Source organism: Pseudomonas sp. R38(2017) (assembly GCF_002112395.1).
Lineage (GTDB): Bacteria > Pseudomonadota > Gammaproteobacteria > Pseudomonadales > Pseudomonadaceae > Aquipseudomonas.
The window spans coordinates 394841-410119 of the sequence record NZ_NEHN01000002.1 but is presented as its reverse complement, the minus strand read 5'-3'; the positions used below and the strand labels follow the sequence as shown (position 1 = coordinate 410119).

General features: G+C 61.3%; 13 protein-coding genes. 11 read left to right on the top strand and 2 right to left on the bottom strand.

The window, feature by feature from the left end:
* Window positions 1-58: 58 nt before the first annotated feature.
* Both CAF87_RS05495 and CAF87_RS05490 read right to left on the bottom strand, forming a co-directional pair.
* A complete protein-coding gene (locus tag CAF87_RS05495; RefSeq protein ID WP_085730901.1) occupies window positions 59-766 on the bottom strand; it encodes a cupin domain-containing protein in 708 nt (235 codons plus the stop codon).
* Between the two features lie 63 nt (window positions 767-829).
* Window positions 830-1684 carry a GNAT family N-acetyltransferase gene (locus CAF87_RS05490; protein WP_085730902.1) on the bottom strand — a complete coding sequence of 285 codons (855 nt, stop codon included), beginning with the start codon at window positions 1682-1684 and terminating at the stop codon, window positions 830-832.
* Window positions 1685-2277: 593 nt separating this feature from the next.
* On the opposite strand from CAF87_RS05490, the gene CAF87_RS05480 reads away from it, so the two are divergent.
* From CAF87_RS05480 to CAF87_RS05430, 11 genes are all read left to right on the top strand, one after another.
* A complete protein-coding gene (locus CAF87_RS05480; protein WP_085730903.1) occupies window positions 2278-2946 on the top strand; it encodes a haloacid dehalogenase type II in 669 nt (222 codons plus the stop codon).
* 32 nt (window positions 2947-2978) lie between these two features.
* On the top strand, window positions 2979-4253 hold the full coding sequence (locus CAF87_RS05475; protein WP_085730904.1) for an FAD-binding oxidoreductase: 1275 nt from the start codon (window positions 2979-2981) through the stop codon (window positions 4251-4253).
* A gap of 94 nt (window positions 4254-4347) precedes the next feature.
* Complete coding sequence (locus tag CAF87_RS05470; protein WP_085730905.1) at window positions 4348-5985, top strand: ABC transporter substrate-binding protein; 1638 nt, start codon at window positions 4348-4350, stop codon at window positions 5983-5985.
* 47 nt (window positions 5986-6032) lie between these two features.
* Entirely contained in the window at window positions 6033-6989 is a 957-nt protein-coding gene (locus CAF87_RS05465; protein ID WP_085730906.1) for an ABC transporter permease, read from the top strand.
* The gene (locus tag CAF87_RS05460; RefSeq protein WP_085730907.1) at window positions 6986-7861 is read left to right on the top strand and encodes an ABC transporter permease; all 876 of its coding nucleotides are present in this window, start codon (window positions 6986-6988) and stop codon (window positions 7859-7861) included. Before CAF87_RS05465 ends, CAF87_RS05460 begins: the two co-directional genes overlap by 4 nt.
* Window position 7862: 1 nt before the next feature.
* A complete protein-coding gene (locus CAF87_RS05455) occupies window positions 7863-9704 on the top strand; it encodes an ABC transporter ATP-binding protein (protein WP_085730908.1) in 1842 nt (613 codons plus the stop codon).
* Window positions 9701-10009: a (2Fe-2S)-binding protein gene (locus tag CAF87_RS05450; protein WP_085730909.1), complete on the top strand. Its 309-nt coding sequence runs from the start codon at window positions 9701-9703 to the stop codon at window positions 10007-10009. Before CAF87_RS05455 ends, CAF87_RS05450 begins: the two co-directional genes overlap by 4 nt.
* Window positions 9991-11367 carry an NAD(P)/FAD-dependent oxidoreductase gene (locus CAF87_RS05445; RefSeq protein WP_085730910.1) on the top strand — a complete coding sequence of 459 codons (1377 nt, stop codon included), beginning with the start codon at window positions 9991-9993 and terminating at the stop codon, window positions 11365-11367. The genes CAF87_RS05450 and CAF87_RS05445 overlap by 19 nt, the downstream gene beginning before the upstream one ends.
* Window positions 11364-12518, top strand: coding sequence for an FAD-binding oxidoreductase (locus CAF87_RS05440; RefSeq protein ID WP_085730911.1), 1155 nt, complete (start codon window positions 11364-11366; stop codon window positions 12516-12518). Before CAF87_RS05445 ends, CAF87_RS05440 begins: the two co-directional genes overlap by 4 nt.
* Complete coding sequence (gene argE / locus CAF87_RS05435) at window positions 12515-13672, top strand: acetylornithine deacetylase (protein ID WP_085730912.1); 1158 nt, start codon at window positions 12515-12517, stop codon at window positions 13670-13672. The genes CAF87_RS05440 and argE overlap by 4 nt, the downstream gene beginning before the upstream one ends.
* Window positions 13673-13795: 123 nt before the next feature.
* On the top strand, window positions 13796-15253 hold the full coding sequence (locus CAF87_RS05430; protein WP_085730913.1) for an NAD-dependent succinate-semialdehyde dehydrogenase: 1458 nt from the start codon (window positions 13796-13798) through the stop codon (window positions 15251-15253).
* The last annotated feature ends 26 nt before the right edge of the window (window positions 15254-15279 follow it).

Below are 15279 nucleotides of genomic sequence, written 5' to 3'. Positions count from 1 at the left end.
AAACCCTGCTGTATGGACGAGGCGGGTCAGCCCGGGACGTCATCGTCCGTGGCTGAGACTATTTGACGGCGTACACTTTGCGTACATAGCGCGTGCTTTTCCAGGCGCACGGCGCACTCCGCGCAACAAACACGCTGTCGCCGGTATTGACGGTCACGCTCAACCCCTCAGGCGTCTGCAACGTTACGGTTCCTTCGATCAGATACATCAGCTCATTGAGCTTGTGCGGGCGACCGTGACGTTCGTAGGGCGTCGAGTCCCACACGCCGACACGCAGATCGGTAGTCGCGTCTTCGAAAGCGTTACGTGACCGGCATTGCGGTGATGGACCGATCAGAATCTGTTGTTCCGGCGCGGCGGAGGGAGACAGGTGTGCCAGCGGGTCGAGCGAGGTCACACCAGGCGTCGCACCTTTGGTGGCCATGGCGCAAAACGCCCACCGCGAACCGGTCTGTGCTTCGATCCGTAAAGCCGTGCCCCGGCCTATGACCGCGCTGGCGCCGACGGCCAGTTCAAGTGTCCGCTCCCGGGTTTTCAATGTCACGTGCCCGGCGTGAACCACGATCACTTCGGTGTGCGGGAAATCCTCGACCTCAAGGCTTTCGCCTGTTTCGACGATGCCTGCAGACACGCCGTCGTTTCCTGACCAGGCGACCTGACGTTCAGTCGAGAACGGGTCTGCAGCGTTCAAGGGTTGCTGCTTGAAAGAGGTGTCGACGCGACTGCCATCGGCGCGAGCCAACAGCATGATGCAAGGTTCGAACATACGGGTGAAGCTCCAGCTATTGAGGGGATTTCTTGTGGGGGGCGAAAAGCGCCAACCCGAGGGTCAGCCGATGGCTTGAGTGACCAGCGCAAACTGCCGAACGCCATGGTGTGCTCGCGGTGCTGCACCACGGGACATTTGTGCCACGGTGTCGACCTGCTTCAGGCCGGCAGCTTCCAGCCAATCGGCCAGACCACCATCCGCTGGAATATCGATACGCACAAAGGCGTCCGGTACCTTGGCCAGCAATGTCGCGATCAGATGTTGGGCCTGCTCAAGGTTTTCGGCGATCAACGGGCCGATGCAACGACCGCGACCGAACGGGCGCAGCAGGGCGAACGCGCGCAGCTGACCGTCGCGCACAATGCCCACCGCATGCTCGACGATGGCGAATAGATCGGTGAGCACCGCTTGTCGATCCAGGCCGCTCCCGGCATTGGCCAGTTCCAGCACCCGCGCATGATCCGCTTCGCGCAGTGGGCGGCATTCTTCACCGTCTGCCAATGGCCCGGGCAGAGGGGCTTGCGCCTGGCCCTGGTGCTGCTGAATCCGGCCAAACTCGACAAAACCCTGGCTCGCATACAGCGGTGCGCCGGCCACGGTTGCATTCAATATCGCAGTGCTTGACTGGCAAGCCTGCAGCGCGTGTTCCATGAGCTTTCGCCCGATGCCCTGGCCCTGGTAATCGTTACTGACAATGACCAGGCCAATGGTCGTGAAATCACCTTGCGGGCAGGCGAACGCGGTGCCGATCAAACGCTCGCCATCAACTACGACAAAGCCCTTGCTGACCCTTTGCAGCATGGCCCAGTCGTCGAGTCGATGGGGCCACTTCAATTGCACGGACAGTGCATGGGCCTTGGGCAGGTCGTCGGCAGTCATCGGCCGATAGACGTAGGACGGACGTGGGGTGGACATGGCGATTCTCCGATAAAGAGTGTGCGCTTACGCCGGTTTTTCCGGCGAGATGACGCCTGTATCCCATCTGGATGAAAGCCTGACAAGGGGGCAGGGAATATTCGGCAGATTCCGCGAAGCACGGCCCCGAAGACCACACTTACTACTTAATCCGGGGCTTGTGTCGGCAGCAAATGCTTGGGCCTTTTTACTCTATAAAAGGCTTGTACCGAGCCTCGTCGCCCTAGGCGCTGGATGTGTTTTCTATCGCTTCAATTCAGAACCGGGCTGACGCGCGCGACAGCACCTGACACTACTGCTGCGATGGGGCGCAGTTTCTGCGGGCAAAGCCGATATCCGAAATCCACAGCGGCTGAAACAGGTCCATAAGGGCGCATAAACCGGGGCTTTGCCCAAGGCTGGAGCGCACCGCAAAGTCTGCTGAGTGGAATGACCAAAACGGTGATTTGTATCGAACGGAGGTCGCTTTTAACGCCATCTGCTGATTTCACGGTGTTGTAATGACGGTGTGCTGCAGCGTTGCATCGCTACTGCGCAAACCAGGCAAATGCTTGTAGCGCCATTGACCTCAACGAACTTCAGGAACGCACTCAATGAGCTTTCTTCGCCCCAAATTCATTACCTTCGACTGCTACGGAACGCTGACCAATTTCCACATGGGCACGATGACCCGCGAACTCTTCGCCGATCGCGTACCCGCTGAGCAGATGGATCAGTTCGTCAAGGATTTCTCGGCCTATCGCCTGGACCAGGTCATGGGCGACTGGATGCCGTATGACGAGATTCTCAAGACCGCTCTGGCGCGTACCTGCAAGCGTTGGGGAATTGAATACCGCGAAGAAGGCCAGCTGTATTACGACGCTGTTCCGACCTGGGGCCCGCACCCGGACGTACCAGCCGGCCTGTCGAAAATCGCCGACAAGATTCCCTTGGTGATTTTCTCCAACGCCAGTAACAGCCAGATCATGTCCAACGTCGAAAAGCTCGGCGCACCTTTTCACAAAGTCTTCACCGCAGAGCAGGCACAAGCCTACAAGCCACGTCTGGCAGCGTTCGAGTACATGCTCGACAACCTCAACTGCGGCCCGGAAGACATCTTGCATGTGTCTTCAAGCTTCCGTTACGACCTGATGCCGGCCCACGACATGAAGATCAAGAACAAGGCCTTCGTCGCCCGTGGCCACGAAGTACCGGGCAATGCCTTCTACAGCTACCACCAGATCCCGGACATCGGCGGCCTGGCCGGACTGGTCGGCCTGTAACGACATCCTCATTGGCAAAGGCGGGATTGAACATGGGCAGTGAATCCTACTGGCTCGACAGCGCACCGGACTTCACCGGCGCACAGCTCGGCGGTTTGCCCGGGCAAGTCGATGTGGCCATCGTCGGTGGCGGTTTCACCGGGCTGGCGGCGGCCCGGGCCTTGGCGCTCAAGGGCGCCAGTGTGGTGGTGCTGGAAGCAGGGCGCGTGATCGGCGAGGCATCGGGACGCAATGGCGGGCAGTGCAATACGGGGGTGGCACAGGATTACGCCAGCCTCAGCGCCAGTCTCGGTGCCGACCGGGCGAAAGCCTATTACCAGGCTTACGAAAGTGCCGTGCAAAGCGTTGTGTCGCTGGTCGAGCAGGAGCAGATCCCCTGTGACCTGCTGCGCAACGGCAAGCTGAAACTGGCGGCAAAACCGCTGCACTACGAAGGCTTGGCCCGTACCTGTGAGCTGATTCGCAACGAAGTCGATGCCGATGTTGAATTGCTGTCTGCCGAACAGATCCGCACCGAAGTCAACTCTGCGCAGTTCCATGGCGGCCTGTTGCAGCGCAATGGCGTGCAGATGCACGTCGGGCGTTTCGGCGTCGGTCTGGCGCAAGCGGCAGTGCGTCACGGCGCGCTGATCCATGAGGGCACCTCGGTGCTCGACTGGAAAGCCCGGGCCGGCGGTTATCAGGTCAACACCAGCAAGGGTTCGCTGCACGCCGGGCAGGTTCTGCTGGCGACCGGCGCCTGTCAGCACGGTGGGCTGGGCTGGTATCGGCGGCGGATTGTGCCGGTCGGCAGTTTCGTGATCGCCACCGAGGTCCTGCCGCGGGCGCTGATCGATCAGTTGCTGCCGGGGCGCCGCGCTTATGTCACCAGTCGAATGATCGGTAACTACTTCCGCCTGACCCCGGACAACCGCTTGCTGTTTGGCGGGCGGGCGCGGTTTGCCATGTCCGACAGTGTCAACGATGCCAAGAGCGGCAAGGTGCTGCAGGCGGCGATGATCCAGATGTTCCCGCAACTGGCCGGCGTCAGGATCGATTACTGCTGGGGCGGCCTGGTAGACATGACCTCCGACCGTTTACCGCGAGCCGGTCAGCACGGCGGCGTGTTCCACTCGATGGGTTACAGCGGCCACGGCGTGCAGATGTCGGTGCACATGGGGCAGGTGATGGCCGATGTGATGGCCGGCAATGCAGAGGCCAACCCCTGGCGTGAACTCGACTGGCCGGCGATCCCCGGGCATTTCGGCAAGCCGTGGTTCCTGCCTTTGGTGGGCGCCTACTACCGCTTTCAGGACTATTTGCATTGAGTTGATGTTGTGGCTTCACCGTCGTTTGCGTTTCCAGGACGTTCCGGTCAACCGGAACACTTGAGCCTTCTTGATTTCGACAGGTAGCACTGAAATGACTGATCACAAGAACGATTCACCGCTGATCTCAGGCGAAGAAAGCCTGCGGGTGTTCGAAGGCCTAAATCGCGGCATGTCACGCCGTCACGCGTTACAAATGCTCGGCGTGGCCGGCGTAGCGGCTGCCGGCGCCGGCAGCCTGTTCGGTGCCGCCGGCAAGCTGTTGGCTGACGATACGGCGACGCCGGGCAAAGGCAAGCAGGGTGGGCGGATACGCGTCGCCGGCATATCCAGTTCCACCGCCGACACCCTTGATCCGGCCAAAGGCGCGCTGTCCACCGACTATGTGCGGCACTACATGTTCTACAACGGCCTGACTCGTTTCGACGCGCACCTGGTGCCGCAACTGGAACTGGCCGAGCGCATCGACAACACCGACGCGACACTGTGGACGATCACCCTGCGCAAAGACGTGACTTTTCACAACGGCAAAACCCTCAGCGCGGCCGACGTGGTGTTCTCGCTGTCACGACACAAGGATCCGCTGACCGGCTCCAAAGTCATGCCGCTGATGGAGCAGTTCGCGGAAATCAAGGCCACTGGCGCCAACGAAGTACAGATTCGCCTGACTGCGCCAAACGCCGAATTGCCGTCGATTCTGGCCGTCTCGCATCTGCTGATCGTTCCCGAAGGCACCACCGACTTCAACCAGGGCATTGGCACCGGACCGTTCAAGGTCAAGGAGTTCAAACCGGGTGTCCGTTCGGTCGCAGCACGCAACACCGGCTACTGGAAACCCGGCCTGCCGTACCTCGACGAAATCGAATTCATCGCCATTGGCGACGAGCCGTCGCGGGTCAACGCGCTGCTGTCCGGCGACGTGCACATGATCAATGAGGTCAACCCGCGCTCCACCGACCGGATCAAGGCCAGCGCCAGGCACCGGGTCGTTGATGCGCCGTCGGGCAACTACACTGATTTGATCATCCGTCAGGATCAGATGCCCGGCCAGAACGCCGATTTCACCCAGGCGATGAAGTACCTGCTGGATCGCGAACAGATCAAGTCGGCGGTGTTCCGCGGCTTTGCTGTGGTCGGCAACGATCATCCGATCGCGCCCGGCTCGCGCTACTACAACAGTGACCTGCCGCAAACGGTCTACGACCCGGAAAAAGCCAAGTTCCTGCTAAAAAAAGCGGGCATGGAAAACATCAGTATGGAGCTGTTTGCGTCGCCTGCCGCAACGGGCTCCGTGGATATCGCAGTGCTGTTGCAGCAGTCGGCCAAGCAGGCCGGGCTCAAGCTCGACGTCAAGCGCCTGCCGAGCGATGGCTACTGGTCCAACCACTGGATGAAGCACCCGATCAGCTTCGGCAACATCAACCCACGGCCGAACGCCGACGTGATGTTCTCGCAGTTCTTCCAGTCGAAGGCGCCGTGGAACGAGTCCGGCTGGAAGAACGAGCAGTTCGATCAGTTGCTGATGCTCGCCCGCGGCGAAACCGACGATGCCAAGCGCGGCAAGATGTACGCGGACATGCAGACCCTGGTGCACGACCACTGTGGCATCGGCATACCGGTGTTCATCAGCAACATCGACGGCGTCGATCAACGGATCAAGGGCTACGGCAGCAACCCGCTCGGCGGTTTCATGGGTTACATGTTCGCCGAGCAGGTCTGGCTGGACGCTTGAACAGAGCCGTCGAAATGAACGGCAAGCCAGGTGCAGGAGGGTAGGCGATGAATAGCAACACACTGTGGTTGATCGGACGGCGGCTGGGCGCCGCGATCGTGACTTTGTTGATCGTATCGATGGTCGTGTTTGCGATCACGGCGGTACTGCCGGGAGACGCGGCACAACAATCCCTTGGCCAGTTTGCCACCCCGGAACAGGTGGCGGCACTGCGCCTGAAACTGGGGCTCGATCAACCTGGTGTGGTGCGTTACCTGCACTGGTTGATGAGCCTGCTCAGTGGCGATATGGGCGTGTCGGTATCCAACGCAATGCCGGTCGGTGAACTGATGGCCGGGCGCGTGCCCAACACTCTGATGCTGGCGGCCGCCACGGCGCTGGTGTCGGTGCCGGTGGCGCTGGTTCTCGGCATAGGCTCGGCGATGGGGCGTGGCGGACGGGTCGACAGTGTCCTGAGTTTCACCACCCTGGCCATGGTCGCGGTGCCGGAGTTTCTGGTGGCGACCCTCGCGGTGTTGATCTTTGCGGTAAACCTGGGCTGGTTGTCGGCGTTGTCCTATGCCAGCGACATCACTTCACCGTGGCAATTCATGCGTACCTACGCCTTGCCGGTGATGACGCTGTGCTGCGTGATCGTTGCGCAAATGGCGCGGATGACGCGCGCGGCAGTGATCGACCAACTCGACAGCCCCTACGTGGAGATGGCCCGGCTCAAAGGCGTCAGTCCGATCCGCATCGTACTGCGTCACGCGTTGCCCAATGCCATCGGACCGATTGCCAATGCGATCGCGCTGAGCCTGTCGTATCTGCTCGGCGGAGTGGTGATTGTCGAAACCATCTTCAACTATCCCGGCATCGCCAGCCTGATGGTCGATGCCGTGACCAACCGTGACATGGCACTGGTGCAGGCCTGCACCATGTTGTTCTGTACGGCTTATCTGGGTCTGGTGCTGATTGCCGACCTGTGCGCGATTCTGTCCAATCCGAGGCTGAGAAACCAATGAACAATCTCATTGTGAAATCGACGCCCGCAGCCCCCGATCTGTCAGCCGGCAAGGTGTCTCACGGGCCCGCGTGGCTGGGACTCATCGGAGCTTCCATCTGCGTTATCTGGCTGCTGGTTGCGTTATTCGGCCCGTGGCTGGCGCCGCATCCGGTCGGCGAGGTGGTCTCGGGCAACGTGTTCGACAACATCAGCGCGTTGTACCCGTTTGGCACTGATTATCTGGGCCGCGACATGCTCAGCCGGGTGCTCGTCGGCGCGCGCTTCACCGTGGGCCTGGCGTTGATTGCGGCGGTGCTGGCCAGCGCGCTGGGCACCGGCTGTGCGCTGCTGTCGGTGGTGTCGCCGAAGTGGCTGGACGAAGTGATCAGCCGCTTGATGGACGCCTTTATCTCGATCCCGAGCAAAATGCTCGCGCTGATCATGGTCTCGGCGTTCGGCTCTTCAGTGACCCTGTTGATCAGCACGGCGGTGTTGAGCTTCGCTCCAGGCGCGTTCCGTATCGCCCGCAGCATGGCAGTGAACATCGAAGCGCTGGAGTATGTGCAGGTCGCCCGAACCCGGGGCGAGCGGCGCTTGTACATCGCATGCGTGGAGATCCTGCCGAACATGCTCAACCCGGTGCTCACTGATCTGGGCTTGCGGTTCGGTTTCATCGTGCTGCTGCTCAGCGGCATGAGCTTTCTCGGGCTGGGCGTGCAACCGCCGGATGCCGACCTCGGTTCGCTGGTGCGGGAAAACATCGGCGGCCTCAATCAGGGCGCCCCGGCCATTGTTATCCCGGCGCTGGCCATCGGCACCCTGACCATCGGCGTGAATCTGTTCATCGACAGATTGTCGTCACGACGTAGTCGCCGCACGGGAGGCCATTGAAATGACCCAATTGATTCGAGTTGAAGACCTGCGCGTGGTTGCTTGCGGCGAGCATGGTGAAACGGAGATTGTCAAAGGCGTGAGCTTTGCCTTGGAACAAGGTGAAGTGCTGGCGTTGATCGGCGAATCGGGCTCGGGCAAGACCACCATTGCCCTCGCTCTGTTGGGTTATGCCCGACGGGGCTGTCGGTTGTCCGGCGGCGTGGTGCAGGTCGGCGAGCACGACATGCTCGCGCTCAGCGAGCAGCAATTGCAGGGCCTGCGCGGTAATCGGGTGTCGTATATCGCGCAGAGCGCTGCGGCTGCGTTCAACCCGGCGAAGAAACTGATCGACCAAGTGGTGGAGGGCGCCTTGATTCACGGCCTCGGCCCCCGCGCCGCCCTTGAGGCCAAGGCCATTGAACTGTTTCGCGATCTGGCCCTGCCGGACCCGGATCACATCGGCCAGCGGTACCCGCACCAGGTGTCCGGGGGGCAACTGCAGCGGGTGATGGCGGCAATGGCGCTGATCAGTGATCCGTTGCTGGTCATCCTCGACGAACCGACCACGGCGCTCGATGTGACGACCCAGATCGATGTGTTGCGGGCGTTCAAACGCGTGGTGCGTGACCGTGGCGCAACAGCGGTGTATGTGTCCCATGACTTGGCTGTAGTGGCGCAAATGGCCGATCAGATCGTCGTGCTCAATGGCGGTCAGATATTCGAACAAAGCGCCACGGCGGCGCTGCTCAACGGCCCGACTCATGAATACACCCGCAGTTTGCTGGCGGCCGCGCGGCCGGACACCACGATCCGTCCACCTTGCGGTATTGCCGAAGAAACTCCGCTGCTGACCATTCGCGGACTGACCGCCGGTTACGGCAACAAGAACACCCAGGGCATGCCGGCCATTCGTGTACTGGAGGACATTGATCTGACCGTGCGCCGGGGTCAGGCGATTGGCGTGATCGGCGAGTCGGGTTCTGGCAAGTCAACGCTGGCCCGTGTGGTGGCCGGATTGCTCACGCCGGCATTGGGCGGACTGACCTTTGACGGGCAACCGCTGGGAGGTTGCCTTTCCGAACGCAGCGACGAGCAATTCCGGCGGATCCAGATGGTGTTCCAGAACGCCGACACGGCGCTCAACCCGATGCACAGCATCAGCACGATTCTGAGTCGACCGCTGAAGATGTATTTCAACCTCAAAGGCGCGGCGTTGCGCGAACGTATCGGCGAGTTGCTGGATCTGGTGCGCCTGCCGCGAGCCTTAGCCGAGCGTCGTCCGAGCGAGTTGTCCGGCGGGCAGAAGCAGCGGGTGAACCTGGCGCGGGCACTGGCGGCCAAACCCGATCTGATCCTCTGCGATGAAGTGACCTCGGCGCTGGACACCGTGGTCGGTGCAGCGATTCTTGAATTGCTCCGCGATTTGCGTGAGCAGCTTGGCGTGTCCTACCTGTTCATCAGTCATGACATCTCCACCGTACGCGCGCTGTGCGATGACGTGGTGGTGATGTATAGCGGCCACAAGGTTCAGGCCGGCAGCCGGCAGTCGTTTGCACAGGCACCGTTCCATCCCTATACCGATCTGTTGATTCACTCGGTGCCGGAACTGCGCCAGGGCTGGCTTGAAACCTGCGGGACCACCTGCGGCGAACTGCCGCCCATCGGGCCAAAAGCCAACGTCGCCGAGCTGTGCACCTTCCTCAATCGCTGCCCGGTGCGCGTCGATGGCCTGTGCAATCGTACGGCACCCAACCGCCGAATCATCGACGGTGGCAGTGAAATTCTCTGCCATCACGACAGCGTCGAACTGCTGAAAACTCAGCGGGACGTGACCACCTTGAATCAGGGAGCCTATGCATGAGCGCTCGTTTTGTGAGACTGGCCGAGCAGGGTCGGGCGACCGTCAGCTTGACCGTGGATGGCGTGCCTATCAGGGCGTTGCAGGGCGACACATTGATGGTTGCGTTGCTCACTCAGGGCAATGCGTTGCGCCAGTCGGAATTCGATTCCGGTCGACGTGCCGGGTTCTGCCTGATGGGCGCCTGCCAGGATTGCTGGGTGTGGACGCGCAGCGGCGAGCGTCTGCGTGCGTGCTCCAGTGAAGTCCGTGAAGGACTGGATCTTGTCACCACACAACCGGAGGCGACATGGCCACTGCACGGGTAGTTATCGTCGGCGCCGGCCCTGCGGGGATTCGCTGCGCCGAAACGTTGGTGAAGGCAGGCTTCAAACCGGTCCTGATCGATGAAAATCGCCGCGACGGCGGACAGATCTATCGGCGCCAACCCGAAGGTTTCACCCGCGACTACCGCGCGTTGTACGGCACTGAAGCGGCCAAGGCGCGCGACCTGCACGAGAGTTTCGAGCGCTTGCGCCCACACATCGATTACCGCCCCGACACGCTGGTGTGGAATCTGATGCCCAGACAATTGTGCTGCGTCAGTCAGGGGCACCATACGACGGTGGACTACGATGCGCTGATTCTCTGCACCGGCGCCACAGACCGCTTGATGCCTATTGAAGGCTGGCAGTTGGCGGGCACCTACAGCCTCGGCGGGGCGCAGATCGCGCTCAAGTCGCAGGCTGTTTCTATCGGACATCGCGTGGTATTCATGGGCAGCGGTCCGCTGCTGTATCTGGTGGCCAGCCAGTATGTGAAGGCCGGCGCCAACGTCGCCGCGGTGCTTGATACATCACCACTGAGCAAACGCATCGTCGCGCTGCCGAAGATGCTCGCGCGGCCCGGGGTGTTGCTCACCGGGATGAAACTGTTGGCGCAGTTGTATCAGGCGAAAATACCGGTGCATCTGGGGATCAAGCCGGAGCAGATAACGGGAGATGCCACCGGCGGCGTCAGTGGCGTGCGTGTGCGCTCAGCCAAAGGCGAAACCCTGGACATCGATTGCGATGCCGTGGCCTTGGGGTATCACTTGCGTCCGGAAACCCAGCTGGCCGATCTGGCCGGATGTCGCATGCGTTTTGATGAGGCATCCGGCCAATGGTGGCTGGCGCTTGATGAAGAGGGCCGCACTTCGGTCAGTGGTGTGTATGCCGCTGGCGACGGCGCCAGGATTCGCGGTGCCGATGCGGCTGAACATGCCGGACGCCTGGTGGCGATGGCGCTGCTGGAGGATCAGCAAAAACCGGTGGATGCCGTATTGCGCGCAGAGCAACGGCGCGCATTGGCGGTGATGGATCAGTTCCGCCTCGGGCTGGCGCAGGCATTTCCCTGGCCCGCCGAACAGGCCGAGGCCTTGCCGGATTCGGCGATCGTCTGTCGCTGCGAGATGATCAGCGCGGGCGAACTGCGCCGTACGGTCAGTGAAAAGGGCGCGTGCGAAGTCAATCGGGCCAAGGCCTTCAGCCGAGTCGGCATGGGCCGTTGCCAGGGCCGCTACTGCTCGCAGGCCGGCGCCGAAGTGATCGCCGCCGCAGCCGGCGTCAGCGTGCAACAGGTCGGCCGCCAACGCGGTCAGGCCCCCGTCAAACCGCTGCCGATGGTCATCATCGAGGAACCGTCATGAACCCGCACAAAAGTGATGTATTGATTATCGGCGGCGGCATCATGGGCGCGGCGTCAGCGTTTTTTCTGCGCCAGCGCGGGCACTCCGTGACCCTGCTCGAGCGCGACCAGATTGGCCAATACGCCAGCGGCGTCAACTTCGGCAACGTGCGGCGTCAGGGCCGTTATCTGGGGCAACTTGAATTGGCCAACCGTTCGTTTGCGCTGTGGAAGCGCTTACCGGAGCTGATTGACGACGATCTGGAGTTCATCGCAAGCGGCCACATGCGCGTGTGTTACCGCGAAGACGAAATTGCCGAGCTCGAAGCGTATGCCGCTGCACCGGAAGCGGCGCAACTGGATCTGCAGATCTATCGCGGCGCCGAACTGCATCAGCGCTTTCCGTTTCTGGGGCCGGACGTGAAGGGGGGCTCCTACGCACCGCATGACGGTCACGCCAACCCGCGACTGGCGGCGCCGGCATTTGCCCGGGCGGCGCGGCGAATCGGTGCGCGTATCGAAGAACAGACTGAAGTGGCCGAAGTTCAGAAACACGGAAACGAGTTCAGCGTCACCACCACCGATGGCCGGCAATATCGCGCCGCACAATTGCTGATCACCGCCGGTGCCTGGGGAGAGAAGCTGTCCGCGCAGTTCGGCGAACCGGTACCGCTGGACACCCATGGCCCGCAGATGGCGGTGACGGAACCGGTTCCATACGCCTTGCCGACGGTAATTGGCGTGTTCACCAAAATCCCTGAAGAAGTGATTTATTTTCGACAGATTCCGCGCGGCAACATCATCATTGGCGGCGGCTATCGCAGCAAACCGGACATGCTCAATCGCCGCGCTCATGTCGAGCCGCGCAGCATCCTCAACCAGATCCGGCAAATGCGCCGACTGCTGCCAGGTGTCGACAATCTGAATATCATTCGGGTCTGGAGCGGCATCGAAAGTTATCTGCCGGATTCGCTGCCGATCATGGGGCCGAGCGGTACGGTCGATGGCCTGTATTACGCGTTCGGCTTCTGTGGCCATGGCTTCCAGTTGGGGCCGGGCGTCGGTGACGTCATGGCTGAGTTGATCAGCACCGGCAGCACCTCCACGTTGATTGAACCCTTTTCCATACGCCGGTTCGCCCCTTTGGCCGAACAACGGAGCAAAGCCTCATGAAACCCCGTGTACTGGAGATTCTCAAACGATTGATTGCGTTCGATACCGTGTCGTCGGAATCGAATATGGCGTTGATCGAGTACGTTCGCGACTTGCTGCTGAGCAAGGGCATCGAGTCGCTGATCGTCAAGGACGAAAGCGGCAAGAAGGCCAATCTGTTTGCCAGCACCGGCCCGAAAGACCAGCCGGGCATTCTGCTGTCCGGCCACACCGACGTGGTGCCAGCAGCGGGGCAAGCGTGGACTGTTCCACCGTTTCAGGTGACGGAGCAGAACGGGCGGATTTACGGGCGCGGCAGTTGCGACATGAAAGGCTTTATCGCGCTGGCCATCGACGCAATGCTTGACGCTGCTGAACATTCCCTCAGCCGTCCGCTGCAACTGGCGCTGTCACACGACGAGGAAATCGGCTGCGTTGGCGTGCGCCGTTTGCTCGATGTGCTGCATCTGGCGCCGGTGCGGCCGTTCCTGTGCCTGATCGGCGAACCGACCAACATGCAGTTTGTGCTGGGACACAAGGGCAAGGGCTCGTACCGCACCTATTGTCGAGGGCTGGAGGCGCATTCTTCGCTGGCACCGCGCTCGGTCAACGCGATCCACGTGGCCTGCGATTTTATTGCAGCGTTGCGTGAAGCCCAGCGCCAATTGCAGGAGCAGGGCGCCCGGGATGCCGATTACGACGTGCCTTACACCACCGTGCACGTTGGCCAGATCGGCGGAGGCCGGGCGTTGAATATTGTGCCGAATCTGTGCACGGTGGATTTTGAAGTGCGCAATTTGCCGGCGGATGATCTGGAACAGATTCTCGCGCAGATGCAGGAGCGTGCCGAGGTGATTGTGCGCGAGGCACAGAAGCTCTCGAGCGTGGCGGCCATCGAGATTGAAACGGTCAACGTCTATCCTGGACTGGACACCCACCCGAGCGTCGAAGCGGTACGGTTCCTGAAAAATTTCGCGGCGCCGGATACCACGACGTCCAAGGTTTCGTTCGGTACGGAAGGCGGATTGTTCAAGCAGCGTCTGGATGTGCCGGTGGTTGTCTGCGGACCAGGTTCGATCGAGCAGGCGCACAAGCCCGACGAGTTTATCGAGATCAGCCAGATGGAGGCGGGGGAGCGCTTTCTGGAGGGCTTGCTCGGTTCGCTGAAACGATAGAAAGCAGCAGTTCTGCTGTTCCACCGCCAATTTCAGCAGCCGACACTGTCCGTCAAGCGCTTTCAGCATCCTCATCCGCCGAGTCTCCCTAGACTGGAATCTGTCTCGGATCAGGACTCGACCATGCTCAAGAATCGTTTGAAAGACCCCGGTCTTCTCGCAGAACTCGCTTATGTGAACGGCCAGTGGATTGGCGCCGATGACCGCGCGACCCTGGATGTCGTCGACCCGGCCAGCGGCGAATTGATCGGCCGTGTACCCGCCATGCAAGGCGTGGAAACCCGTCGCGCCATCGACGCCGCCGAACAGGCCTGGCCTGCCTGGCGGGCACGACCGGCTGCCGAACGGGCGGCTCTGCTGGAGCGTTGGTATCAGGCGATGATCGACAACCTCGACGATCTGGCGCTGATCATGACCTGCGAACAGGGCAAGCCGCTGAATGAAGCCAAAGGTGAAATCCGCTACGGCGCGGGTTTCGTCAAATGGTTTGCCGAAGAGGCACGGCGGATTTACGGCGAAACCATGCCGGCGCCCAGCGGCGACCGCCGACTGTTGACCCTCAAGCAACCGGTGGGTGTCTGTGCGGCGATCACGCCCTGGAATTTCCCCAACGCAATGATTACCCGCAAGTGTGCACCTGCCCTGGCGGCGGGTTGCCCGATCATCGTCAAACCGTCGGATCTGACGCCGCTGTCGGCGCTCGCGTTAGCCGTGTTGGCTGAGCGCGTCGGCATTCCGGCCGGGGTGTTCAATGTGCTGACCGGTATGCCCGCCGGGATTGGCGAAGAGCTGACTGGCAACCCGACGGTACGCAAGATTTCCTTCACCGGTTCCACTGCCGTGGGCCGCTTGCTGATGCGCCAGAGTGCCGAACACATCAAGCGATTGAGCCTGGAGCTCGGCGGCAACGCACCGTTCATTGTGTTTGATGATGCTGATCTTGAGCAGGCGGTCACCGGGATCATGCTGAGCAAGTTTCGCAACGCCGGGCAGACCTGCGTCTGCGCCAACCGGATTCTGGTGCAGGACGGCATTTACCAGCGTTTTGCCCAGCGTCTGGTCGAGGAGGTCGGCAAACTGAAGGTCGGCAATGGCCTGCAGGACAACGTGACCATCGGCCCGCTGATCAACAAGGCAGCTGTAAACAAGGTGGCCCGTCACATCGATGATGCCTTGAGCCAGGGCGCGCAGCTGCTCTGCGGCGGCGTTCCGCAGGGCGACAGTCAATTTGTGCAACCGACGGTGCTTGGCGATGCCCATGCCGGCATGCTCCTGGCCAACGAAGAAACCTTCGGCCCGGTCGCACCGCTGATGCGGTTCACCGATGAAGCCGAAGCCTTGACGCTGGCCAATGCCACACCGTTTGGCCTTGGTGCTTATTACTTCACTCAAGACTTGCGTCGCTCATGGCGTTTCGGCGAAGCGCTGGAATTCGGCATGGTCGGCCTCAACACCGGAATCATCTCCATGGAAGTCGCGCCGTTCGGCGGCATCAAACAATCGGGCCTGGGCCGTGAAGGCAGCAAATACGGACTTGACGAATACCTTGAAGTCAAAGCCTTCCACATCGGCGGCTTGTAACTTCTAAACAACGGGGAGCCACAACT

Coding starts and splice junctions, on each gene's coding strand:
- CAF87_RS05490 (WP_085730902.1), bottom strand. CDS start 1,684: ATGTCCACCCCACGTCCGTCCTACGTCTATCGGCCGATGACTGCCGAC.
- CAF87_RS05465 (WP_085730906.1), top strand. CDS start 6,033: ATGAATAGCAACACACTGTGGTTGATCGGACGGCGGCTGGGCGCCGCG.
- CAF87_RS05430 (WP_085730913.1), top strand. CDS start 13,796: ATGCTCAAGAATCGTTTGAAAGACCCCGGTCTTCTCGCAGAACTCGCT.
- CAF87_RS05445 (WP_085730910.1), top strand. CDS start 9,991: ATGGCCACTGCACGGGTAGTTATCGTCGGCGCCGGCCCTGCGGGGATT.
- CAF87_RS05475 (WP_085730904.1), top strand. CDS start 2,979: ATGGGCAGTGAATCCTACTGGCTCGACAGCGCACCGGACTTCACCGGC.
- CAF87_RS05460 (WP_085730907.1), top strand. CDS start 6,986: ATGAACAATCTCATTGTGAAATCGACGCCCGCAGCCCCCGATCTGTCA.
- CAF87_RS05470 (WP_085730905.1), top strand. CDS start 4,348: ATGACTGATCACAAGAACGATTCACCGCTGATCTCAGGCGAAGAAAGC.
- argE (WP_085730912.1), top strand. CDS start 12,515: ATGAAACCCCGTGTACTGGAGATTCTCAAACGATTGATTGCGTTCGAT.
- CAF87_RS05450 (WP_085730909.1), top strand. CDS start 9,701: ATGAGCGCTCGTTTTGTGAGACTGGCCGAGCAGGGTCGGGCGACCGTC.
- CAF87_RS05455 (WP_085730908.1), top strand. CDS start 7,863: ATGACCCAATTGATTCGAGTTGAAGACCTGCGCGTGGTTGCTTGCGGC.
- CAF87_RS05480 (WP_085730903.1), top strand. CDS start 2,278: ATGAGCTTTCTTCGCCCCAAATTCATTACCTTCGACTGCTACGGAACG.
- CAF87_RS05440 (WP_085730911.1), top strand. CDS start 11,364: ATGAACCCGCACAAAAGTGATGTATTGATTATCGGCGGCGGCATCATG.
- CAF87_RS05495 (WP_085730901.1), bottom strand. CDS start 766: ATGTTCGAACCTTGCATCATGCTGTTGGCTCGCGCCGATGGCAGTCGC.